General features: G+C 70.3%; 16 protein-coding genes and 1 riboswitch. Of the genes, 9 read left to right on the forward strand and 7 right to left on the reverse strand.

The genetic code is table 11. The features are described from left to right. Positions 1-284: 284 nt before the first annotated feature. The 3 genes from DMH08_RS13825 to DMH08_RS13835 all read left to right on the forward strand — a co-directional run bounded on the left by DMH08_RS13825 (position 285) and on the right by DMH08_RS13835 (position 3054). Entirely contained in the window at positions 285-920 is a 636-nt protein-coding gene (locus tag DMH08_RS13825) for a DUF5701 family protein (RefSeq protein WP_034516476.1), read from the forward strand. 62 nt (positions 921-982) lie between these two features. After that, positions 983-1621, forward strand: coding sequence for a TetR/AcrR family transcriptional regulator (locus tag DMH08_RS13830; RefSeq protein ID WP_125614361.1), 639 nt, complete (start codon positions 983-985; stop codon positions 1619-1621). 179 nt (positions 1622-1800) lie between these two features. Further along, entirely contained in the window at positions 1801-3054 is a 1254-nt protein-coding gene (locus DMH08_RS13835) for a lipase family protein (protein WP_125614364.1), read from the forward strand. Between the two features lie 39 nt (positions 3055-3093). Here DMH08_RS13835 and lipB read toward each other — a convergent pair whose 3' ends face one another. Beyond that, positions 3094-3783 (reverse strand): lipoyl(octanoyl) transferase LipB, encoded by a 690-nt coding sequence (gene lipB / locus DMH08_RS13840; protein ID WP_233617575.1) that lies wholly within the window; start codon positions 3781-3783, stop codon positions 3094-3096. 106 nt (positions 3784-3889) lie between these two features. Then, positions 3890-3973, forward strand: a riboswitch (S-adenosyl-L-homocysteine riboswitch). Positions 3974-3984: 11 nt separating this feature from the next. Here lipB and metH point away from each other — a divergent pair. Beyond that, positions 3985-7608, forward strand: a complete 3624-nt coding sequence (gene metH / locus DMH08_RS13845; RefSeq protein WP_233617576.1) for a methionine synthase — start codon at positions 3985-3987, stop codon at positions 7606-7608. Positions 7609-7658: 50 nt separating this feature from the next. Here metH and DMH08_RS13850 read toward each other — a convergent pair whose 3' ends face one another. The 3 genes from DMH08_RS13850 to DMH08_RS40110 all read right to left on the reverse strand — a co-directional run bounded on the left by DMH08_RS13850 (position 7659) and on the right by DMH08_RS40110 (position 10737). Next, positions 7659-8243, reverse strand: coding sequence for a hypothetical protein (locus DMH08_RS13850; RefSeq protein WP_125614367.1), 585 nt, complete (start codon positions 8241-8243; stop codon positions 7659-7661). A gap of 9 nt (positions 8244-8252) precedes the next feature. After that, positions 8253-10190 (reverse strand): FUSC family protein, encoded by a 1938-nt coding sequence (locus DMH08_RS13855; protein WP_233617580.1) that lies wholly within the window; start codon positions 10188-10190, stop codon positions 8253-8255. Between the two features lie 91 nt (positions 10191-10281). Beyond that, positions 10282-10737, reverse strand: a complete 456-nt coding sequence (locus DMH08_RS40110) for an SUKH-3 domain-containing protein (RefSeq protein ID WP_158642302.1) — start codon at positions 10735-10737, stop codon at positions 10282-10284. Positions 10738-11072: 335 nt separating this feature from the next. Between DMH08_RS40110 and drmD the strand changes: the two genes are divergently transcribed. Further along, positions 11073-14165, forward strand: a complete 3093-nt coding sequence (gene drmD / locus DMH08_RS13865; RefSeq protein WP_199747779.1) for a DISARM system SNF2-like helicase DrmD — start codon at positions 11073-11075, stop codon at positions 14163-14165. Position 14166: 1 nt separating this feature from the next. Beyond that, entirely contained in the window at positions 14167-18204 is a 4038-nt protein-coding gene (locus DMH08_RS13870; RefSeq protein WP_125614380.1) for an Eco57I restriction-modification methylase domain-containing protein, read from the forward strand. Between the two features lie 59 nt (positions 18205-18263). Here the strand turns inward: DMH08_RS13870 and DMH08_RS13875 are convergent, their stop codons facing one another. After that, positions 18264-18692 (reverse strand): ATP-binding protein, encoded by a 429-nt coding sequence (locus DMH08_RS13875; protein WP_125614383.1) that lies wholly within the window; start codon positions 18690-18692, stop codon positions 18264-18266. Positions 18693-18791: 99 nt separating this feature from the next. Between DMH08_RS13875 and DMH08_RS13880 the strand changes: the two genes are divergently transcribed. The 3 genes from DMH08_RS13880 to DMH08_RS13890 are packed head-to-tail and all read left to right on the forward strand — an operon-like array spanning position 18792 to position 19989. Then, a complete protein-coding gene (locus tag DMH08_RS13880; protein WP_125614386.1) occupies positions 18792-19607 on the forward strand; it encodes a helix-turn-helix domain-containing protein in 816 nt (271 codons plus the stop codon). Further along, positions 19607-19792: a DUF397 domain-containing protein gene (locus DMH08_RS13885; protein WP_125614473.1), complete on the forward strand. Its 186-nt coding sequence runs from the start codon at positions 19607-19609 to the stop codon at positions 19790-19792. Before DMH08_RS13880 ends, DMH08_RS13885 begins: the two co-directional genes overlap by 1 nt. Before the next feature lie 2 nt (positions 19793-19794). Beyond that, a complete protein-coding gene (locus tag DMH08_RS13890) occupies positions 19795-19989 on the forward strand; it encodes a DUF397 domain-containing protein (RefSeq protein WP_125614389.1) in 195 nt (64 codons plus the stop codon). A gap of 472 nt (positions 19990-20461) precedes the next feature. Here the strand turns inward: DMH08_RS13890 and DMH08_RS13895 are convergent, their stop codons facing one another. Next, positions 20462-21391, reverse strand: coding sequence for a phosphotransferase (locus DMH08_RS13895; protein WP_125614392.1), 930 nt, complete (start codon positions 21389-21391; stop codon positions 20462-20464). A gap of 4 nt (positions 21392-21395) precedes the next feature. After that, positions 21396-24050 (reverse strand): ATP/GTP-binding protein, encoded by a 2655-nt coding sequence (locus DMH08_RS13900; protein WP_125614395.1) that lies wholly within the window; start codon positions 24048-24050, stop codon positions 21396-21398. Positions 24051-24096 lie beyond the last annotated feature (46 nt).

Here is a 24096-nt window from a genome sequence, read left to right on the forward strand (position 1 = left end):
GATGGGCGGCGACCTGTGCCCGCCGATCCCCCCGGGCACAGGTCGCCGCCCATCGGCTGAACAAGACCAGCTGAACAAGACCAAGGGGCACGTGGGACCCCCGGTCTGTCGGCTCGACGTACGCGGTCGCGTACGGGTGCCGCCTTCGCCTCGGCGGGGCGCGGGCTGCTCCGCCGCGCTCGTCGGAATTGACCTAAAGTTGGCGTTGACATATTGATGTGCCTGACATAACTTTCGCCCCCGTCAGCGCCGGTGCGGCGTGCCGACCGTGAAGGAGCCCCTGCTTGACGACCGATCCGAAGACCATCGACGCGACGGCCGAATTCGACCGGCAGGTCGCGAACCTGGAGCCCGCGGTACCGGACGCCGGACGGCTCGGCGCGCTCGTCGCCCCGCTGCGGGACGTCGCCGCGGGGCTCGGCGCCGTCGAGGTGGACGCGGCGGCCGGACGGATCCCGTTTGTCCTCGTCGTGACGCGGAACGTCGTCCCGATCGAGGAGTCGATGCCGCGCACGACCCTGCACGGGAAGAAGAAGCCCGGGTTCGTGGACCGCTCCTTCGAGCCGGGCTCCCTCGAGCGGTTCACCGCCGTCGAGGAACTCCCGGACCCGGACGCCTACCTGCTGCTCGACGTCGAGCGGGGCGAGGAGTTCTGCGGCGAGGTGCCGAACGACGCCATGGACGTCATCGCGAAGCGCGAGCGGACCCTGCTGACGATCGAGGAGGGCATCGCGCTGGTCACGCACTTTCCGGAGGTGCTCGTGAAGAACAAGTGCTTCTCGCTGGGCGGCTCCCGGTGCGGCGACCGCCGGGTCCCCGCGATCTGGATCAGCCAGAACGCGCCGAAGCTCGGCTGGTGCTGGGCCGGGAACCCGCACACGTGGCTCGGCATGGCCTCCGGGGGCGCGCGCCGCGCGTGACGGGCGCTCCCGCGCAGGTGGACGGGGTGGGCCGGGTCCGATCCCTGTTCTAAGGTGGTGTGATGGCCAGCACATCGTCGCGTCGGCTGCCGCGGGGGCGCCACGCGCTCGCCCCGGAGGAAGTGGCCCGGATCCAGCGGGAGCGGCTGTGCCGCGCGATGGCTGAGGTCATGTCCGAGAAAGGCTACGCCGCGACCGCCGTCGAGGACGTGCTGAAGCACGCGGGGGTGTCGCGGCAGACCTTCTACCGGCTCTTCTCCTCGAAGCAGGACTGCTTCATGGCGTCGTTCGACACGGCCTGGGCGTCGCTGACCCGGAAGCCGGTCCCGGCGGACGGCGAGAACCCCCTGGAGCGGTGCGAGCGCGCCCTCGACCACTACCTGCGGACGGTCGCCGCGGAACTGCCCTTCGCGCGGCTGTTCCTGGTCGAGGCGTTCGCGGCGGGCGCGGAGGCCATCCGGCGGCGGGCCGAGCGGGAGGCCGCCATGGCCGCCGCGCTGGCCGGGCTGCTGGGCGTCGCGGACGACGCCGGCCGGTTCACCTGCCGGACGGTGGTGTCGGCGGTCTGCGCCATGGTCGCCCCGCCGGTGGCCCGCAAGGACCTGGACGCCCTGTACGCGGTCGGGCCCGCGATGACCGCGCACATCCGGCGCCTGTGGAACGCCGGCGCGTTCGGCGCGGGCACCGGCCCGCGGGAGTGAAGCGCTCGGCGTCCGTTTGTTACCCGGGTCACAAAGCGGGGCCGCCGGATCCGCCGTCCCGCCTATTGGAGTAAGAGTCTACTTGCTTTAAGGTCGGGAGGCCGTCACCCGGACGGCCAGGCCCGTCGGGGGCTCTGGGGGCGATCCAGAGGGGCCGGAGCACGACGAAGGGTAGCTCCATGTCCACCACAGTCCGCCGGCTCCTGCGCACGGCGGTCGCCTGCGGGATGGGGATCGCGCTGACCGCGACCGCCCTCCAAGCGCCCGCCGCGGCCGCTCCGCCGGCGTTCGCGCCTCCCGCCGAGGACCCGTTCTACACGCCGCCGCGGCCGCTCCCCGACGGGCGGCCCGGCGACGTCATCCGCTCCCGCCCATCGCTGTTCACCCTCGACCCGTTCGGCCGCGCGCCCGTCGACGGCGTCACCTCCACGCAGGTCCTCTACCGGACGCAGGACGCGCAGGGCGACCCGATCGCCGTGTCCGGCACCGTGCTCGTCCCCGAGAAGGAGTGGGGCGGGCCGGGCGAGCGCCCGCTCGTCACCTACGGCGTCGGGACCCGCGGGCTCGGCGACGCGTGCGCGCCGTCGTACACCCTCACGCAGGGCCTCGACTACGAGATGTTCTTCATCTCGGACGCGCTCAACAAGGGCTGGGCCGTCGCGGTCACCGACATGCAGGGCCTCGGCACGCCCGGCCTGCACACCTACGAGGTCGGCCGGGCCCAGGGCGCGGCGGCCCTCGACATGGCGCGGGCCGCGCAGCGCCTCCCCGGGACGGGCCTCGCCGGGAGCCCCGTCGCCGCGATGGGCTACTCGCAGGGCGGCACGACCGCGGGCTGGGCCGCCGAACTGGCCGCGACCTACGCGCCCGAACTCGACCTGAAGGGCGTCGTCGCGGGCGGCGTCCCCGCCGACCTGCGGGCGGTCGCCGCGAACCTCGACGGCAACCTGTTCGCCGCGTTCATGTTCATGTCCGCCGCCGGCTACGACGCCGCCTACCCCGAGCTCGACCTCGCGTCGTTCCTCAACGACGCGGGCCGGACCCTGATGGAGACGGCGTCCGACACCTGCATCGCCAGCGTCGACGGCATCGCCACCTTCGGCGAGACGGCGTTCAAGAACGTCGGCGACTTCACCACCAGCGACCCGCTGGCCACGCCGCAGTGGCAGGCGCGCCTGGACGGCAACAGGCTCGGCTCGACCGCGCCGGGCGTCCCCGTGCTCCAGACGCAGGCCGTCTACGACCAGATCATCCCGTTCGAGCAGGCGGACACGCTGCACAAGGCGTGGTGCGCGAAGGGCGCCAACGTCACCTGGAAGACCTACACGATCGCCGAGCACGCCACCGGCATGCTGTGGTCGTGGCCCGACGCGGTGGCCTTCCTGACCGACCGGTTCGCCGGGAAGCCCGCGCAGGGCAACTGCGCGGCCTGACCCGCCGGACGCGCCGGGACCTGGGCCCCCGCCGGGGGCTCAGGTCTCGCGCCGCCACGCCTCGGTGATCAGCCGCCGGACCTCCGGCTGCGTGACGGGGGAGAGGCCGCGCCGCTCCCGCTCCCGGCACACCGACGTCATCTCCACGTCCGGCATGCCGCACGGGACCGCCCACGTCCACGGCTCCGGGTCGGCGTCGACGTCCATCGCGAAACCGTGCGCGCTGACGCCCCGCGAGATGTACATCCCCAGCGAGACGATCTTGCGGCCCTCGGCCGTCCAGACGCCGGTCAGCAGCGGGCTGCCCTTCGGGGTGTCGCGCCGCTCCGCGGGGATCCCCAGCTCGCCCAGCACCGCCACCAGGATGTGCTCGATGTCGCGGATCAGCCCGACCACGTCGGCCGGCTCCGCCAGCTTCAGCACCGGATACCCGACGACCTGCTCCGGCGAGTGGTACGTGAGCTTCCCGCCGCGCCGCGTCTCCACGACCGGGATACCGTGCGCCGGATCGGGGCGCTCGTGCGGCGGCGTCCGCCGGCCCACCGTGTAGACGCGGGGGTGCGACAGGAGCCAGAGGGTGTCGTCGATCCGGTCCTCCTGCCGGTCGCGCACCATCTGATCCATCGTGGCGATGGCCTCGGTGTACTCGACGGCTTCGCTCTCGATCACGCGCAGCGGGTGGTCGTCCCGCCGCCGCGCCGCCAGCCCGCTTACCAGTTGTCCGTGCACGCCGGGAAGCCTATCCGCGGGAACGGGCGATGGAATGCCCCCTGGGACCGCCGGGAAAGCCGGGGCCGGACTGACAGACCGGCGTGTCGCGCGGTACTGTCGATGTCAGGCCGAGAGGCGCTGCAACGGGTGGACGCCCGCCACGCTCGGCCCCACCGGATTCCGGTTGAAACAAGGGCGCCTCCCACGAACGACCGGGAGGTGGCAGTGAAGACGGTCCCGACGACGAGCGAAGCCCTGCGGAAGCTGCTCGACGAACGCATCGCCGTTCTCGACGGAGCCTGGGGCACGATGCTGCAGGGGGCCGGCCTCACCCCCGAGGACTACCGCGGCGACCGCTTCGGCGGGCACCCGCGCGACGTCACCGGCGACCCCGACCTGCTGAACCTGACCCGCCCGGACGTCATCCTGGACGTCCACCGGCAGTACCTCGCGGCGGGCGCCGACATCACCACCACCAACACCTTCACCGCGACGAGCATCGGCCAGGCCGACTACGGTCTCGAGTCGCACGTCCGCGAGATGAACGTGCAGGGCGCCCGGCTCGCTCGGCAGGCCGCCGACGAGGCGGGCGGGCGGTTCGTCGCCGGCTCGGTCGGCCCGCTGAACGTGACGCTGTCGCTGTCGCCCCGCGTCGAGGACCCGTCCTACCGGGCCGTCACGTTCGACCAGGTCCGCGAGTCCTACGCCGAGCAGATCGCGGGCCTCGCCGAGGGCGGCGTCGACCTGCTGCTGATCGAGACGATCTTCGACACGCTGAACGCGAAGGCCGCGATCGCCGCGGCCCGCGAGGTCGCCCCCGAGCTGCCGCTGTGGATCTCGGTGACGATCGTCGACCTGTCCGGGCGGACGCTGTCCGGGCAGACCGTCGAGGCGTTCTGGCGGTCGGTCGAGCACGCCGACCCGCTCGTCGTCGGGCTGAACTGCTCGCTGGGCGCCGAGGAGATGCGCCCCCACGTCGAGGAACTCGCCCGGATCGCCCCCACCTACACCGCGTCGTATCCGAACGCGGGCCTGCCGAACGCGTTCGGCGGCTACGACCAGACGCCCGAGGAGATGGGCGGGCTGCTCGGCGGGTTCGCCGGGGAGAGCCTGGTCAACGCGGTCGGCGGCTGCTGCGGGACGGGCCCCGACCACATCGCCCGGATCGCCGAGGCCGTCCGCGGCACCGCGCCCCGCGCCGTCCCGGACGTCCCGTCCGCGCCCCGGTTCAGCGGCCTCGAACCGTTCCAGATCGGCGCGGACACCGGCTTCGTCATGATCGGCGAGCGGACGAACGTGACCGGCTCGGCCCGCTTCCGCAAGCTGATCGAGGCGGGCGACCACCAGGCCGCCGTGGACGTCGCGCTCGACCAGGTGCGCGGCGGCGCGAACCTCCTCGACGTCAACATGGACGCCGACCTGCTCGACAGCGAGCGGGAGATGACGACGTTCCTCAACCTGATCGCGACCGAGCCGGAGGCGGCCCGCATCCCGATCATGGTGGACAGCTCGCGGTGGAGCGTCATCGAGGCCGGGCTGAAGACCATCCAGGGCAAGGGCGTCGTCAACTCGATCAGCCTGAAGGAGGGCGAGGAGGCTTTCCTGGAGCAGGCCCGCCGGATCCGCGACTTCGGCGCCGGCGTCGTCGTCATGGCGTTCGACGAGGTCGGGCAGGCCGACACCGCCGACCGCAAGGTCGAGATCTGCGGCCGCGCCTACGACCTGCTGACGCAGCGGGCGGGGTTCCCCGCCGAGGACATCATCTTCGACCCGAACGTCCTCGCCGTCGCCACCGGCATCGAGGAGCACAACGGGTACGCGAAGGCGTTCATCGAGGCGCTCCCGCGGATCAAGGAGCGCTGCCCCGGCGCCCGCACCAGCGGCGGCATCTCCAACCTGTCGTTCTCCTTCCGCGGCAACGAGATCGTCCGCGAGGCGATGCACTCGGCGTTCCTGCTCCACGCGATCCGCGCCGGGCTCGACATGGGCATCGTCAACGCCGGCCAGCTCGCCGTCTACGAGGACATCCCCGCCGACCTGCTCGAACACGTCGAGGACGTGCTGTTCGACCGGCGCCCCGACGCCACCGACCGGCTCGTGTCGTTCGCCGAGACCGTCAAGGGCAGCGGGACGAAGCGCACCGTCGACCTGTCGTGGCGCGAGGGCCCGGTCGAGAAGCGGCTCGCGCACTCGCTCGTCCACGGCATCGTCGACTTCGTCGAGGAGGACACCGAGGAGGCCCGGCAGAAGGCCGCCCGCCCCCTCGACGTCATCGAGGGCCCGCTGATGGACGGCATGAAGGTCGTCGGCGACCTGTTCGGCGCCGGGAAGATGTTCCTGCCGCAGGTCGTCAAGAGCGCCCGCGTGATGAAGCGGTCCGTCGCGTACCTCGAGCCGTTCATGGAGCAGGAGAAGGAGGAGGCGCGCAAGGCGGGCCTGCTCGACACCTCCCGCGGCAACGGCAAGGTCGTCATGGCGACCGTCAAGGGCGACGTCCACGACATCGGCAAGAACATCGTCGGCGTCGTGCTCGGCTGCAACAACTACGACGTGGTCGACCTCGGCGTCATGGTGCCCGCCGCGAAGATCCTCGACACGGCCGTCGAGGAGAACGCCGACGCCGTCGGGCTGTCCGGGCTGATCACCCCGTCGCTCGACGAGATGGTGTCGGTCGCGGCCGAGATGCAGCGCCGCGGGATGGACCTGCCGCTGCTGATCGGCGGCGCGACCACGTCCCGGCAGCACACCGCCGTGAAGATCGCACCGGCCTACGGCGCGACGACCGTGCACGTGCTGGACGCGTCCCGCGTCGTCGGCGTCGTCTCCGACCTGCTCGACCCGGAGCGGGCCGCGGCGCTCGCCGAGTCCAACCGCACCGAGCAGGACCGGCTGCGCGCCGAGCACGAGACGAAGCAGCGGCGGCCGATGCTGACCATCGAGCAGGCCCGCGCGAACCCGGAGCGGGTGTCCTTCGACGACCTGCCGACCCCCGAGTTCACGGGCGTCCGGGTCGTCGCGCCCGACCTGGCGACGCTCCGCGAGATGATCGACTGGCAGTTCTTCTTCCTCGCGTGGGAGCTGAAGGGCAAGTACCCGGCGATCCTCGACCAGCCCGTCGCCCGCGAACTGTTCGACGAGGGCAACGAACTGCTCGACGACATCGTCAAGAACGACTTGCTGAAGCCGCGCGGCCTCTACGGGTTCTGGCCGGCGCACTCCAGCGGCGACGACATCGTCGTGACCGCCGGCCCCCGGTTCCCGATGCTGCGGCAGCAGACGCAGAAGCCCACCGGGCGCCCGAACCGCTGCCTCGCCGACTACGTCGCCCCGTCCGGCGACCACATCGGCGGGTTCGCGGTGACGATCCTCGGCGCGGAGGAGCTCGCCGCCCAGTACGAGGCCGACCACGACGACTACAAGTCGATCATGGTGAAGGCGCTGGCGGACCGGCTCGCCGAGGCGTTCGCCGAGTACATCCACCTGCAGGCCCGCCGCGACTGGTTCGAGCCCGACGCCGACCCCGCCCTGGAGGACCTGCACGCCGAGCGGTTCCGCGGCATCCGCCCCGCCCTCGGCTACCCGGCGAGCCCCGACCACAGCGAGAAGCGCGACCTGTTCGGGCTGCTGAATGCCGAGCGCATCGGCATCGGCCTCACCGAGTCGTACGCGATGACGCCCGCCGCCAGCGTCAGCGGGCTGATCTTCGCGCACCCCGACTCGCGGTACTTCACCGTGGGCCGGATCGGCCGCGACCAGGTCGAGGACTACGCCGCCCGCCGCGGCCTGCCCCTCGCCGAGGTCGAGCGCTGGCTCGCCCCGAACCTCGCCTACGACCCGTCCTGACCGGCGGCCGGCGCCCGTCCCCGTGCGGGACGGGCGCCGGCCGTGCGGCATCAGAGGAGCCCGGCGGCGTCCAGGAGCCGCGTCCAGGAGTCGCGGGGGCGGCCCTTCCGGTCCCGCTCGGTGACGGCGCGGGGGCCGAGGACGCCCTCCACCAGCTCCGGGTAGCGGGGGCCGAGCACGAACGAGTCGAAGAACTCGACGGCGTTCGGGGCGAAGTCGACCGTGTCGATCTCTTCGACCTCGACGTGCTTGTAGAAGAAGATGTACTCGTCGGGGTCGCGGTAGTAGACCTCCCCCGTCAGCAGGTCCAGGCAGATGGGTGCGCCGCCCTCAAGGTCCTCCAGCACTTCCGGGGGCATGCCGTACCGCTCGTAGCCGATCTCCAGCGGCGCGCCGAGCGGGCAGTCCGGGTCGGCGCCGCGCTTCTCCCAGGCGTCCGGGCCGGCGATCTCGGCGGGCTGCACGAAGCTGAAGTAGTTCCCCGCGAGCTTGGAGAAGAGGCCGAACACCTCGGTCACCCCGTCCGGTAGGCCGGGGACAGGCTCCAGCGCGTTCGGCTCGCGGATGTCGACACCGAAGCGGTGCTCGTCCTCGACCCGGCGGATCAGGTCCAGTTTGGCCCGCAACGTCTCCATGCCCGCACCTTAGAGCCCGCGTCGGACACGCCGGCGCCGGACGCGCACCGCGTTCGGCTCCCGCAGGAGGCGGGCGAGGACCCGCAGCTCCGTGCCGATCCGCGGGTCGGGGACGTCCAGGTCGTCCGGGACGTCCGGTGGGGCGCCCGTGCCCGCGGCGGCCGCCGCCAGCCCGGCGAAGCACGCCGCGGCCCCCGCGCCCGCCCGCCCGGAGGCGTCCGGCGGGAGCGCGAGGATCAGGTACCCGAGCCGCTCGGTCGCGATGAGCTCCGGCCACAGCGTCTCGACCTCCGGGTGGTCGCCGACCGCCCGCCCGTAAACGTCCCGCAGGTCGAGCAGGGCCGACTGCGCGGCGCGGCGCGCGCGGACCACCTCGTGCCGCGGCCGTCCGGCCGTGACGGCGGCCAGCAGCCGGCCCTCGGACCGGAGCGCCGCGGCGAGCGCCGCGGGCAGCCGGCGGCCCGCCGCGCGCCGCCACAGCAGGTACCCGCCGAGGACGCCGAACGCGCAGCCGAGCAGCGTGTTGCCGAGCCGCGCCGCCACGAACGGCAGCGGCGACGCGCCCGGGTGCCCGGCCTCCACCAGCAGCAGCGTCAGCGGCGTGATGAACACGACGGCCAGCGCGTAGTTCCGGGCGACCAGCAGCTCGACGGCGAACTGCAGGACGCCCACGATGACCGCGACCGCCGCGCCGTGCGGGTGCAGCGGCAGCAGCAGCCCGGCCAGGGCGATCCCGACGACGGTGCCGGCCGACCGGTTCAGGGCCCGCTGCCACGTCCCGGCGAGGTTCTGCCCCATCAGCACCGCGCACACCGCGATCGCCACCCAGTACGGCTGCGCCAGCCCGGCCGCGTACGCGACGGCGAGGGCGGCGGCGGTGCAGACCGCCGTGCGCGCGGACGACGCCAGGACGAGCGAGTGCCGCGCCCCCGCCAGCGCGGTCGTCAGCGCCCGGACCGGTGAACCGGGCGGCGCGTCCGCGGGACGCTCGGCGCGGGCCGCCTCCACGGTCGCCCGCAGCGCCCGGAACGTCCAGTCCGTGCCGGTCCGGTCGGCCGGGTCCGGCTCGGGCCACGGGCCCGCCGCGGCGCCCGGATCGTCCACGGCGGCGGCGAGGCCGCGCAGCGTCGCGGCGACGGACGCGGGCGGCGGCCGGTGCGCGCCCGCCGCGACCAGCGCGCCGAACATCTCGCTCAGCCGCATCACCAGCGCCCGCAGCCGCCGGACGTGCGCGGTGCCGCCCCGGTCGCCGACGCGGCGCGCGGCCTCGTCCAGCGCCCGGGCCGCGTCGTGCCGCGCCTCGTCCTGGCGGCCGGTGCCCGCGGCGTCCGCCAGGTCCGCCACCGCGTGGAACGCCGCGGCCACCGCCGTGTTCTCCGGGCGCCGCGGGTGCAGCGGGAACCCCGACATCATCACCAGCCAGGTGAACGCGCCCCCGGCCAGCACCAGCCCGCTCCGCAGCGCCCACGCGCGCGGGTCGTGCGGCAGCCCGGTCGCCGACGCCGCCACCAGCATGATCAGCAGGGCGCCCGGCGGCCGCGACGTCACGACCCCCACGACGTAAGCGCTGAGCCCGGCGAACGCCCCGAGCGTGAGCACCACCGCCCACGCGTGCGGTGCGGCGAGCGTCCCGGCGGCCATCCCGAGCGCCAGCGCGACGACCGCGGCGGCGAGCGCGGCCGCGCGGCGCCGGTACGGGACGCCCCGCGCGTACGGCCCCGCGAACGCCCCCATCGACGCGAGCATGCCCAGGTCGGGACGTCCGGCGAGGGCGCCCGCGAGGAACGGCAGCCCCATCGCGAGCCCGACCGCGGCCGCCGACCCGGCGGGCACGCCGCCGCGCCGGACGGTGAACGCGGCCCGCATCCCCGGCGCCCGGATCGCGGGCGGCTCCGCCGGCCGCGCCCCCGGCTCCCGGCCCCGCGTGCCGTCGTCCCGGTCGGTCATCGCGCGCACGGCCCCCTCCGGGCGGCCGCCCCCGGACCGCCCCGTCCTGGATATCAGGAGGTCAGAGCGGCCTCACGCACCGACCGGCAGGTCAATCCTCGAGGGTCTCGCCGTCGATACCGAGGACGAGCGCCTCGAGCCCGTCCCGGTTCGCGCCCTTGACCTTGGTGAAGCCGGCGAAGAGGTAGATCAGCCCGTCCTCGTCCATGCCGAACGTGCTCATCTCTCGTTCGAGGCCGCCCAGCGGGACGATGTTCTTCCCGAGGTCCCGGGCCCACGCCTCGATGAGTTCGTCCTCGCCGCCCGTCCGGGTCGGGTCGACGAAGAACGGCTGCCGCGCCACGGAGACGCCGGGGCCCGACCCGTCGAAGCGCAGCCCGCCGAACTCCTCGAGGAACGCCTCGCCCGCGGCGTGCGGCTCGTACCCTTCGGCCGCGTACCAGGCGCGGTACGCGGAGATGTCGACCTTGCGGCCGGGACGCCATCCGGCGCGGCGGAGCGCCCGGTCAAGATCCTGGGCGGACGACGGTGACACCGGACTGCTCACGGAGGTCCGGGATCCTTCTGCTGCTTGGGTGGCGAGGAAAGCGAGGAAGCTGGAGTGTAAGAAGGGTGAGAAGGAAGCCTCCTCATGGCCTCGCCGAAGCGATCGTAACAGCCGAGCGGGAAGCTGTTCTCGCCATTTTCCAGCCGGACCCGGCCATCCAGGGCGACGAACTTCCCTCGGTATGTAAACCGAAGCAACATGTATAGGCGTCGTGTATTCAGGCGTCGTAAAGTGTTCTCCGGTCCCGACCCGTCCCCATCGGCGAGTCCCCGGCACCGTTCCGGTGTGCTAACAAGTATCGCCAGCTCATCACTGCAATAAGGAGTGCCCTCCCGGTGACTGCGACCGTTGAGCGACCCACCCCCGGCGCCCTCGTGCAGGTCCGCGGCCAGCGCTGGGTGGTGGGCACCGTGGACGAGCGTGCCGGCAACACCCTCGTCACGCTGCAAAGTGTCGAGGAGGGCCGGTACGGCGACACCCTCTCGGTCATCTGGGAGATCGAGCCCGGCGGCCGCACCCTCCCGTCCGGGTCCCTCCCCGAGGTCGCCAAGGACCGCTTCGACCCCCCGGGCCGGCTCGCCGCGTTCCTGGACGCCGTCCGCTGGGGCGCCGTCGCGTCCGCCGACGTCCGCACCCTCCAGGCGCCGTTCCGCTCCGGCGTCGCCACCGAGGACTACCAGCTCGAACCCGTCGCCCGCGCCCTGGACGCCCCGCGCGTCAACCTGCTGCTCGCCGACGACGTCGGCCTCGGCAAGACCATCGAGGCGGGCCTGGTCGCGCAGGAACTGCTGCTCCGCCAGCGGGGCCGCCGCATGATGATCGTCTGCCCGGCGGGCCTCACCGTGAAGTGGCGCGACGAGATGGCCGAGAAGTTCGGCCTGGACTTCACCGTCATCGACTCCGAGCGCTGCGCGGAGGTCCGCCGCACGCACGGCAGCGCCGCCAACCCGTTCGAGGTGTTCCCCCTCGCGATCGTGTCGCTGCCGTGGCTGCGCGGCGCGAAGGCGCAGCGGCTGCTGGACGAGGTGCTGCCCGCCGACGGCCCCGCCTACCCGCGCACGTTCGACCTGCTGATCCTGGACGAGGCGCACCACGTCGCCCCGGCCGCGCCCAAGCAGGTGTACGCGATCGACTCGCAGCAGACGAAGCTGATCCGCCGCCTCGCCCCGCACTTCACGCACCGGCTGTTCCTGTCGGCGACCCCGCACAACGGCTACCAGGCGAGCTTCACCGCCCTCCTGGAGATCCTGGACGACCAGCGCTTCGCCCGCGGCGTCCCGCCGGACGACTCCGCGGTCCGCGACACGGTCGTCCGCCGCCTCAAGCGCCAGATCGTCGACGCCGACGGCAACGCCCGGTTCGCGGCCCGCGACGCGTCCGCGATCCCCGTCGCCTACCCCGAGGACGAGCGCGAGATCCACGCCCTGCTGCGCCGGTTCGCCGACGTCCGCCGCGCCCGCCTCAACAAGACCCGCGGGCGCCGCGCCGCCGACCTGGTGACGCTGCTGCTGAAGAAGCGCCTGTTCTCCAGCCCCGCCGCGTTCGCGCACACCGTCGCCGTCTACACCGACACCCTGAAGTCGCGGGGCAGGGGCGCCCTTCCGCCCGAGGACGCCTGGATGGAGGACTTCTTCGACGACACCGCCACCCTCGACGACGAAGCCCTGGACGAGGCCGAGACCGACGCCCTCGCCCGCACCGAGCCGCTCGTCCAGAGCCAGGAGGAGGAGCTGGACCTGCTGCGCCGCATGCACGACTGGGCGGCGGCGCACGAGGCCCAGCCGGACGCCAAGGCCGCGAAGCTCATCGAGTACCTGACGTCCGTCTGCCGCCCCGACGGCACAACGTGGACGGACGACCGCGTCATCGTCTTCACCGAGTACCGCGACACCAAGGACTGGCTCCTCGGCCTCCTGCGCGACCAGGGCATGGGCGGCGACCGCGTCGCCGAGCTGGACGGCACGATGAGCACCGACGACCGGGAAAAGCTCCGTCTCGCGTTCCAGAAGGCGCCCGGCGAGCACCCGGTGCGGATCCTGCTCGCCACCGACGCCGCCAGCGAGGGCATCGACCTGCAGAACCACTGCCACCGGCTCGTCAACTACGACATCCCGTTCAACCCGAACAAGCTCGAGCAGCGCATCGGCCGCATCGACCGCTACGGGCAGAAGCACACCCCGCAGATCCGGCACTTCGTCGGCACCGGCTGGGACAAGACCGTCGATTCCTACGAGGCCGACCTGGAGTTCCTGTCCCGCGTCGCGCACAAGGTGTCGCAGATGGAGGCCGACCTCGGCTCCGTCAACGCGGTCCTCGCCGACGCCGTCCAGCGCCGCCTCCTCGGCGAGCACATCGACGTGGACGCCGAGACCGCGAAGGCCGCCGGCCGCGAGCGCGTCCCGTCCGAGTCCGACGTCGGCGACCAGGTCCGCAAGCTCCGCGAACGCGTCGACACGACCGTCAAGAACCTGCACATCACCCCCGGCAACGTGAAGCGCGTCGTCGACACCGCTCTCGAACTGGCCCGCCAGCAGCCGTTGCAGCCCACCGCCGACCCGGGCGTGCACGACGTGCCCGTCCTCACCGGCTCCTGGGAGCGCGCGTCCGCCGGGCTGCTGGAGAAGCTGCCCAAGGACGGCGGCCCGCCCCGGCAGCTCCCCGTCACCTTCGACCGGGAGGTCGCGCGGGGACGCGACGACGTGGTCCTCGCCCACCTCGGGCACCCCCTCGTCGCCATGTCGACCCGCCTGCTGCGCGCCGCCGTCTCCAACGAGGGCATCGACCTGCACCGCGTCGCCGCCGTCGTCTCCGACGACCCCGAACTGGAGACGACGCTCGTCGCCGCGTTCTCCCGCTTCGTCCTCGTCGGCGCGGACGGCGTCCGCCTGCACGAGGAGGTCCTGCACGCGGGCGGCTGGGCGCCCGACACGGGACGGTTCCGCCGGTGGGAGAGCGTCGGACGCCTCGGCGACCTCCTCGACCGCGCCCTCACCTCCGGGACGTCCGCCCCGCCCCGCATCCAGGCCCGGCTCGCCGGCCGCTTCGACGAGCTGCGCCTCGGCCTGGAGGGCGCCGTCAAGTGGCGGACCGACACCCGCCACGAGTCCCTGCAGAAGCAGCTCGTCCAGCGCAAGGACGCCGAGACCCGCCGCATCACCGCCAGCCTGGAGCAGTTCGCCGAAACCCTCCGCCGCCAGCTCGCCCGCGGTGACGAGGAGGGCGCGCTGTTCTCCCAGGCCGCCGTGGCGTCCGCGGAGGAACGCCGCCAGTACCAGAACGACCGCAAATCCTGGGAGGAACGCCTCGCCCGCCTGTCGGACGAGCGGGACCTGGAGCTGCGCCAGATCGAGGCCCGTTACGCGGACCCCCGGCCGCACTCCTTCCCCGTCGCGGTGATCTTCGTCGTGCCGAAGCGAGAGGCGATCTGACATGGCCCCCGTGAACAAGCGTTTCCCCAAGCACAAGGACGGCACCGACCACGCCGACTGGCTCGACCTCATCGACGTGTCCGGGCCGTTCCTCAGCGTGCCCGTCCTCCGCCGCATCTGGCCGACCCTCGACACGCTCGACAAGCCCGCCCGCGAGCGCCTCCGCCGCGAGCACGCCGCACTGCCCGGACGCCCCTGGATCGACTACATCCTCGGCGACCTCCTCGGCTGGGGCGACCTCCTGCAGACCGAGGGCCTGGACGCCCTCGCCATGGACGTCCCCGAGCACGACACCACGGTCACGCCCTCGTTCGTCCTCCGCGAGCCCGGCGCCCCCGCCGACGACGGCCCCAAGACCGTCCACGTCCTCGGCCTCATCTGCGACGACCGGCCCACCCAGCGCGTCCCCGGCTCCGGCTGGGCCGCCACCCCCGCCGACCGCCTCGCCCAGCTCTGCCGGCATCACGACGTGCAGCTCGGCCTCGCCACCGACGGCCGCTGGTTCACGCTCGTCTGGGCACCCCGCGGCGGCGTCACCACGACCGCCTCGTTCGACTCCGTCAACTGGCACGAGGCCGCCGAACGCGACGTCGTCCGCGCCTTCCTGTCGATTCTCCATCGGTCCCGGTTCTTCGCCGTCCCCGACGACGAGACCCCGGTCGCGCTGCTGAAGGCCAGCCTGGACAACCAGGAGGACATCACCGAGGCCCTCGGCGTCCAGGTCCGCCAGGCCGTGGAACTGCTCGTCGCCGCCATCGGCCGCGCCCACACCCTTGATATCGCCCGCGGCGGCCCCGGCATCGGCGACGTCCCGGCGTCCGAGGTGTACCGGGCGTCGGTCGCCGTCATGATGCGGATCGTCTTCCTGCTGTTCGCCGAAGAGCGCGGACTCCTCCCCGCCGACAAGGAGCTGTACCGGACGGCCTACTCCGCCGGACGCCTCTGCGCCGAACTCGAACAGCGCGCCCTCGACGGCAGCGAGGACGACCTCGAGCACACCTACCACGGCTGGAACCGGCTCCTCGCCCTGTTCAACGCGGTCTACTACGGCGTGGACCACCCGGACATGCCGATGCACCCCCACGACGGCTCCATCTTCGACCCGTCCCGCTTCGAGTGGCTGCCCCTCAACATCGAGGACCGGACCGTTCTTCACATGCTGAAGGCCGTCCAGTACGTCGAAATCGGGACAGGAAAGAGCCGCGAGCGCCGCAAGCTGTCCTTCCGCGCGCTGGACGTCGAACAGATCGGCTACGTCTACGAGGGCCTACTGTCCTTCGAGGGCCTGTACGCGGAGGACACGGTCGTCGGCCTCATCGGAAAGGCCGGCCTCGAGGAAGAGGTACCCCTCAGCGTCCTTGAGGGTTTCGCCGCCTCCTGCCCGGACGTGCCCGCGCTCGCGTCCAAGCTCGCCACCGAGTACAAGGACTCCCGGATCGGCTCCGCCAAGGCCCTGGAGAAGCGCCTCGCGAAGTTGACCGGTGCAGGCGAGAAGGAGGCCCGCCGCAAGCTCCTCGCCGTCACCAATGGGAATGCCCAGCTCACCGAACGCCTGCTGCCCTTCTATGGGGTCATCCGGACGGACCTGCGCGACCTCCCCGTCGTGATCCTGCAGGACGGCCTGTACGTGACGGAGTCGTCCCTCCGAAAGAACACCGGCACCCACTACACGCCCAAGTTCCTGGCGGAACAGGTCGTCGAGGGCGCGCTGGAGCCGCTCGTCTACTCGCCCGGCCCCCTCCAGACGGCGAACAAGAACGAGTGGAAGCCGAAGTCGTCGGACGAGATCCTCTCGCTGAAGGTCGCCGACATCGCCATGGGCTCGGCGGCGTTCCTCGTGGCCGCCTGCCGCTACCTCGCGGAGCATCTTGTTGCCGCCTGGCTCCGCGAGGACGACCCCCGCGCCACGGGCTACGAGGAGCAGACCACCGACCAGTCGATTGACGCTGACGCGGACCCGGTGGTTATCAACGCCCGCCGCCACATCATCGAGCACTGCCTCTATGGTGCGGACATCAACGAGATGGCCGTCGAGATGGCCAAGCTCTCGCTGTGGCTGGTGTCGATGGACCCGCACCGCCCGTTCACGTTCCTGGACGACCGGCTGATTGTTGGCGACTCGCTCCTTGGCATCACCTCGATCGACCAGCTTGAAGTGTTGCACATGGACGCCAAGCGTGGCCGTCAGATCCACGAGCGCTTGGACGTGAGGCTCACGGCCGGCGTCCGTGAACTCGTCTCCCGCGTCGCCGAAGACCGCCGCCGACTCGTGGAAATGGACGGCTCGACCTTGGAGGGGCTGGAGGCTAAGCGGGATGCTCTGGCGGCGACGGAGCTGCAAACCAAACGCGCCCGCTTCATCGCCGACCTCACCGTGGGTGCCACCCTTGCCCATGTGCGAGGAGGCGATACCAGCCTTCGGGAGGGCTCGATCCAGGTCGGCGACTTGGCCATGCGCATGTTCGATGGTGATGCACGGGTCGAACTTCAAGCCACTGACCAACTAAAGACGTGGCTCCGCACGGACCTGCCCTCCGGAAACTTCGACCGGAATCCGATTCACTGGCCTCTGGCCTTTCCTGAGGTCTTCGATAATGGTGGATTCGATGCCATAATCGGGAACCCGCCCTTTCTGGGAGGTCAGAAGCTCACTGGTGCTCTCGGGACGGCTTACCGTGAGTACGCGGTCGACGTTATTGGATGTGGAGTTCGGGGGAGCGCTGACCTGGTCGCCTACTTCCTTCTGCGTGCCCATGCCATCCTGAATCAGGCTGGCCAGAGTGCCCTCATCACGACCAACACCATCGCACAGGGAGATACTCGCGAGGTTGGTCTTGAAAAACTGGTGGACCACGGTGTCACGATTCGGCAAGCTGTAAAGTCGCAGCCCTGGCCATCGAAGAGCGCCGTGTTGGAGTATAGTGCTGTTTGGACTAGCAAGGCTGCTCTGGGCGAGGGGATCAGTCGTATAGCTGATGGTGTCAAGGTTTCGGGGATCACCTCATCGCTCGACCCAGAATCTCGGGTGACGGGCCCTGCTCGGAGACTCGTGGCTAACGGAGGAATCTCATTTATTGGATCCTATGTGCTTGGCATGGGATTCACGATGGATCCGCGTAAAGCGGAGAAGCTTATCGAGAAAGATCCGCGCTACTCTGAAGTCTTGTTCCCGTATTTGAATAGCCAGGACTTGAATAATAGTTCAGATTTCTCGGCTAGTCGTTTTGTTATAAACTTTCATGACTGGCCAGAAGAGAAGGCTAAAACTTATGTTGACTGTTATGGGCAAGTCCTTCGTCTGGTAAAGCCTGAGCGGGACGCCAATAATCGGAAAGTATATCGGGATCATTGGTGGCAATTTGCAGAAAAACGCCCAGCGATGCTCGAAGCCACTGCTGGCTTGGATCGCGTCATTGTACTCGGTCGTGTCAGTAAAACTGTAATGCCTGCCATGATATCTGCTGGCTGCGTGCTCAGTGAGGCTGTCGTGGTGTTCGCTATTGACGATCTGGCGATGCTCGCACTCCTTAGTAGTGCCCCCCACTATTGGTGGACGTTCTCGCGGGCATCGACAATGAAGACCGATATTCGGTACACGCCATCCGATGTGTTCGAGACGTTGTCGTTGCCGCGGTTGACGCAAGAGATGCGCGAGCTAGGGGAGCGGCTAGACAGCTTCCGGCGGAACGTGATGCTGACGCGGCAGTTGGGTCTGACGAAGACGTACAACCTGCTCCATGACCCGATCTGCAAGGACGACGATATCGTCGAACTACGTGCCATCCACAAGGCTGTTGATGAGGCGACATGTCGGGCGTATGGGTGGAATGACTTGATCCCGCAACTCGACCACGGGTATCACCCAGTCGGCAGGGAGGTTCGGTACACCGTGGGCTCTGCCATACAACGCGAGTTGGTCGACCGGCTGCTTGAACTCAACCATGAGCGGTATGCGGCCGAGGTTGCTGCTGGCCTGCACGACAAAAAGGCCAAAAAGGGGCAAGCCAGGCCGGTCGGTGAACAGGGCGGCCTCTTTTAAGATGAAAGCTTGCGGCGTGCCCTCTTCGCGCACGCCGCAAGCCAATGTATCGGGTTCGGCTACGGACTGAGCCTGGCCCAAACCCATTTTCCCCCGTGCGGGTCCCTTGTGACGCCGCATGTGGTTGAGAGCGTCTGAATGATGGGCAGGCCCCGGCCGCCGCTGTTGTCGAACGTGTCCTCGTCCATGTCGAGGTCTTCGAGGGTGAGTTCGAAGAGGGGCTTCGGCTTCGGGATCTCGGGGCTGGAGTCCCAGACCGCGATGATGACCCCGGCGGCGTCCCGGCTGATCTGGAACCGGAGTTCCTCGTGCGGCGTCTGCCGGGCCGCGTTGGTGACGAGTTCCGAGACGATAAGAAGTGCATCGTCCAGAATGCGGTAACAGTCCCATTTGCGCAGCCGTGCGCCCGCGAGTGTGCGTGCGATCCCTACTGCGGCCGGCGTCCCCAGTAGGGAAATGATCAAGTCTCCTGTCGCGGTGATCGGCATCGTCCCGTCCTTGCCTCGGTTTCCGAATTCCTGTGACAAGGGTCACCGGTCGACGTACCGTTGACCTGTACAGGAATAAAAACCAAACAGGAGGCTCCGATGCCCATCGTCCGCGACCCGATCGAGCCGAAGCTGTCCATGTACCACTTCCTGGCCTTCTACCTGCGGTTTCTTCGGGAGAAGGAGGGGCTTTCGCTGACTCAGATCGGCAAGATCATTGGTGTTTCGCGATCATCGGTTTGCAACATGGAGGCAGGCCGTCAGCGCCCGCAGGAATACCAGATGGCGAAGCTGGACGAGACTTACCGGACGGGACGGCTATTGCAGCTTTTGCTCTGGTTTGCCCGAATGATGCACAATCCGGACTGGGGGCGGCAACTCGTCAAGTACGAGGAGGAAGCGCATCTGATCAAGACCTATCACGGGCAGGTGATCCCGCTGGTCCTCCAGACAGACGACTACACATGGGAGTACGTCAAGGAGGGTTCGCGTAAGGAGCGGGAGGCCGAGATGGCTGAGCGCGTGGCGAGGAAGGATGCCCTCTTCGCGCGGGGTGAAGACGTCGAACTGTGGGCGGTGATCGACGAGAGTGTGCTGGCTCGTGTGGTCGGCAGCACTGCGATCATGAGAGCCCAGTTGGAGCACCTGAAGAAGATGATCGACCTCCCGCAGGTCAGCGTTCGTGTCGTCCCGTTCTCGTCGGGGGCGCACGTTGGTGTTGACGGCGCCATGCAGGTCCTCAGCCTGGAAAGCCGTGATATCGCATACTCGGCTGCCCAGAACGGAGGGCGCCTGATCGAATCGCCTGGCGAAGTCCGCGAGGTGTCGGTTATGTTCGACCGTGTCGGCGCGAAGGCCGTATCTGAAGGCCTCTCGCGCGAGATCATCAATCAGTACTTGGAGCGCTTGTCATGATGGTGCAGTGGCGGAAGAGTTCTCACAGCGGCGGTGCGAACGACCAGCACTGCGTTGAGCTGGGGCGTCTTACGCAGGGCATCGGGGTTCGGGACTCGAAAGCTCCTGAGGCTGGTCACCTCAACCTGACCGTGTCCGAGTTCGCGGGGCTCGTGAACGAGATCAAGCGACTCCCGACGGAGTAGCCGTGGTCGTCCAGTGGCGCAAGAGCTCCCACAGCGGGGGAGTGGACGACAAAGCCTGCGTTGAGCTGGGACGACTCGACAACGGAGCCGGGGTTGGGGTTCGGGATTCGAAGCGGACGTCCGGTGGGTCCATCCGACTGACACCGGCGGAGTCCGGGGCGCTGGTGGCAGGGCTCAAGGCGCGTCCCGTCAGGTAGTTCGCGCCCGGCCCGTCGCCTCGCCCGGCGCCCGTGTCCGCGCCGGATGCCGCACGCCGGTGAGGCAGCCGATGTGGGCGCCATGCTCCGTACGGCAGGGGGCGCGGCGGTTCGCCCGGGGCTGGGCGCGCAGCCGGCCGCGCTCCGCCGCCGGTGCCCGCGCCGCGCTGGGCACGCCGTCCGTCCACCGCCGTCGACCGTCCCGCCGGGTCCCGCTGATCTCCGGGGCGCCACGCGGGTCCGGTCAGCGCCCGTCACCGGTCCGCGCTCTGCCTCCGGCCGGTCGCATGGCCCGGCGCCGCGCTTGTCCGCGCGGACCGTGTGCCCGCGCCCGCCCGTCCCGCGTCCGCCCCATACCTCGGACGCGGGACGGACGAACAGGGCACATCACGCGCCCGCCGTGCCACGTCCCGCACGCCGGACGGACACGCCCGTCCCGCCCTGCATACAGGCGACTATTTACCCTCGCCGATCAAGGGGTCGACAAGGTGAGCCCTCGCATCGACTCGACGAAGTCGATCATCTCCGTGTGGAGGTCGCCTTTGGCGGGGTCGGGAAAACGGACGTTGTGCCGGTAGTAGCGGTGGAACGCGATGATCAGGGCGGCGTGCTCGATCTCTTGGGGAAGCGCGACAAGCTGCTCGGCGGACAGAGGCCGGTGCTTGTTGTAGCCGGTGACGATGAGGTCCGCCCGGTGGCGGTCCAGGGCGCCGTTCACGTTCGCGAGCCCCAGGATCGTCATGCCGAGATCCAGCAGCGCGCCGTCCAGCGACACCGTCTCCCAGTCGATGACGGCCAGCGTATCGTCGGGGCGCACGATCAGGTTGTCGGTGAATACGTCACCATGGCAGACGACCTGGTCATCGTGGAGCCGCCGCTCGCGGGCCTCCACTCCCGCGAGACCGTGCGTGAGCCAGTCGGCGAACGCCTTGTCAGGGAATTCCTCGATGGTGGCCCGATGTGCGGGTGAGAGACGGCGGGTGCCGGTCGGCAGGTCGGGTACCTGCGCGGGCGGCACGCCATGCAGGTGTGCGAGCAGTTCGCCGGCCGCTGTCAGCAACTCGTCGGGAAGCCGGTCTACGACCTGGCCCGGGATCCAGCGCTTGAGCAGGACGGGACGGCCGGTGATGATCGAGACGTCCGCGCCTTCCACGTTGCGGACGACCTCCGCCGTGGGGACACCCAGGCGGAACATCGCCTCGGTATGGGCGGCGAGCGCATGAGCGCTCGCCTGATCGTGATTGTCCAGGATGGTCAAGACGAACGACCCCTGGTCGGCGGTCGCTTTGAAACTCGAATTTGCCGCGCCGCCCTCCAGCGGCCGGAGCGTCAGCCCCTCCAGGCCGTAGAGGTCTGCGACCGCCGCTGTGTCGACGTCGTGAACCTTCGTGTACGTGGCCATCCGCTCAACCCTCCCCGCCTATGTCCCGGCGCCGCTCCGCCACAAGCCCGCTCCACTGTGCTCGCACACGCGCTTCCCCGCCGATCCAGTGTGCGCGGGGCAAGCCGTCGGGAACGTCCTCACCGGTCAAGAAGTACGTGATCTCCATGAGGTAGGCGAATTCTTCACCGCGGACGCTCTCGTCGAGCCGTCGGCGGGCCGAGCTCATCAGCTCGGGCGACTCGCGTGCCGCCGCGTGGAAGCAGAGCGCGAGCCGGGCGTAGGCGGCGCAGGACGAGACCCCGTTCGCCGCCGCGAGCGCGGCGACGTCGTCGACGCGTTCGGCCATGTCGTCAGCGCGCCCGGCGGCCAGGAGGAGGCGGGCGTTGCGGACCTGCAGGTCAGCAAAGCCGACGTTCACGCCATCGAGCATCCGTTCCGCGCGGGCTATCTGCTCGAGCGAGCGGCCGCGGTCCTGGAAGGCCGAAGTGAACGCCAGGTATGCCTGACAGAGGGCGGCTTCGCCGTGCTGTCCGGCGGCCAGGGCGTCTTCACGCGCTCGGGTGAGGGCCGCGCACGCCGACGTGACGTCCGCCTGTGTCCAGAGGATCTCGCCGATGGTCCGGTGCTTCTTGCCGCCCGGAGGCAGTTCCTCGGCTCTGGCGAGCGCGCCGGTGAAGTGGCCGAGTCTGCGTTCCAGATGCAGGAGGCCGCGGGCGGCGTCCGGGGCGAGGGCACCGCCTCCGGCGGAGACGCGGCGCATGCCGTCCATCGAGGCGGTGAGGTTGCCCAGGTCGCGTTCGCATTCCGCGAGAAAGTAGCGCGGGAGTTCGTCGAGCTCCGGGGGCAGCAGCCCGGCGGACAGGACGGCCCGGAGCCGATCGGCGGTGCGTCCGCGATGCTGACGCTGCCGTCGGGCCACCGCCGTGAGCGTCTCGCCCAACGCGGCGGCGGGACTGTCGATGTCGCCGGTACCGTCCTCGACGGGCTCCCAGACGAAGTCGCGGACATAGTCGAGTGCGGCGTCCCCCAGCCAGCCGAGGGGGAGATCATGCTCCCTGGCGAGCCGCAGGCCTTGCCGAAGGCATCCGAGCAGGACCCGACGGTCGCCTCTGTGCCGGGTGAACTCGTTGCCGATCGCGTCGAACGCGCGCTCGGCGGCGCGCCGCCGGTCCTGCGGTGTCCAGCGGTCGTCACCGGTGGTGTCGGTGTCCCGGATCGCCGTGCGAACGAGGTCATGCAGCCGGTACGGCCATTGCGCGCCCGGGGTGACGTCCACGAAGGGACGGTCGGCGAGCCGCAGCGCGGCGGCGTCGTAGTCCAGCCCTGCCGCCGCCGTGGCCAGTTCCACGGAGAACGAGTCCAGCAGGCTGACGGCTCGGAGCACGGTGCGCTCCTCCGCCGACAGGTCGCGGAAGGTCCGGGCGACCAGTGCCGGGAACTCGAGATCGAACTCGCTCATATCGGGAGCCTGCCCGGCCCGCTCGTAAAGGTCCAGGAACCTCATCACGGCCATGTCGAGGTAGAGCGGCAGACCTTTGGAGTGGCTGATCAGCACGCGCCGGGTCGGTGCGTCCATGAGCGGCTGTTCCTCGATCAGCAGGCGCCGCCGCAGATAGTCCTCGCAGTCGGTCTGGGAAAGGTAGCCGACCCGATGCTGGCGCGGGTCGTCGCCCGCGCCCGGCACCAGTTGGGGCCATGCCGTCGGCCCCACCCAGTCGAGCTGGCCCTCCAACCGGGCGTCGTCCCACTGCAGCCGGTTCCGTCCGGTGACGACGAACAACGCGTTGGGCATCAGCCAGACCATGCGCTGGATCAGTCGCTCGACGTCACGGTGCACGCGGTCGCCGACGTCCTCGAACGTGTCGAGCAGGACGACGGGGGTGGCGGTCTTCTCTTCGGGAAGCTGCGCCAGGTCCCAGGCCAGGAGATGCGGGTAGAAGGACAGTGCGTCCTGGTCGGGTTCGGCTTCCAGCAGGTCCGGCAACCGTCGACAGCCCGACACCGCGCGCGCCGCCCGCCGCCGCTCCCGCAGTGCCCGCACGGTGGACGCGAGCCCCTGCCCGACGAGCATGCCCGCCGTCCCGGGCAGACCCGCCGCCGAGGCGACGTCACCCATTGCGGCGTCCATCTGCGAACGGAGCCGGCCCGCCCCGCCGAAGCGGTTGAGCATCGTGTGCCGACGCAGGAACTCGTCCAGCGGATCGCCGGGATGGTGATGTTCCCAGTACCGCAGGAAGGCGAGATCGAACGCGGTCAGCGGCCTGCCGAGCTCGGTGAGCGCGACGCGAACAGCCAAGACCACGGATTCGAAGCTCACGCCGTTCTGCCGGGCCAGGTCGATCCGCACCGGGATCAGCCGGCCGAGCTGTCCGTCCACGGGCGGCCAATGCTCGGGACCGGCGCCCGAGTCCGTGAGCACTTCACCGATTTGCCGGGAAAGAGTGGACTTGCCAACGCCGCCGACGCCATAGAACACGAGGACGTTGCGTCGGGGACGCTGCACGTCCTCGACATCGAACGCCCGATCGCGTCGCGTCTCGACCACGCGCACGAGGCTGCGCTGCAGCGCGGCCCATTCGTCGGCACGGTTGGCGAACACGTCCGTCGCGACGAGGGCGCGGGTGTTGGTTCGGAACAATGCGCGCAAATCCGGGCGGGACAGAGCAGCCTCCTCCATAGCTCATCCCCCCAGAAGCATGGTACCGCCCGTTTGTGTGCAGCCT

Source organism: Actinomadura sp. WAC 06369, assembly GCF_003947565.1.
GTDB lineage: Bacteria > Actinomycetota > Actinomycetes > Streptosporangiales > Streptosporangiaceae > Spirillospora > Spirillospora rifamycini.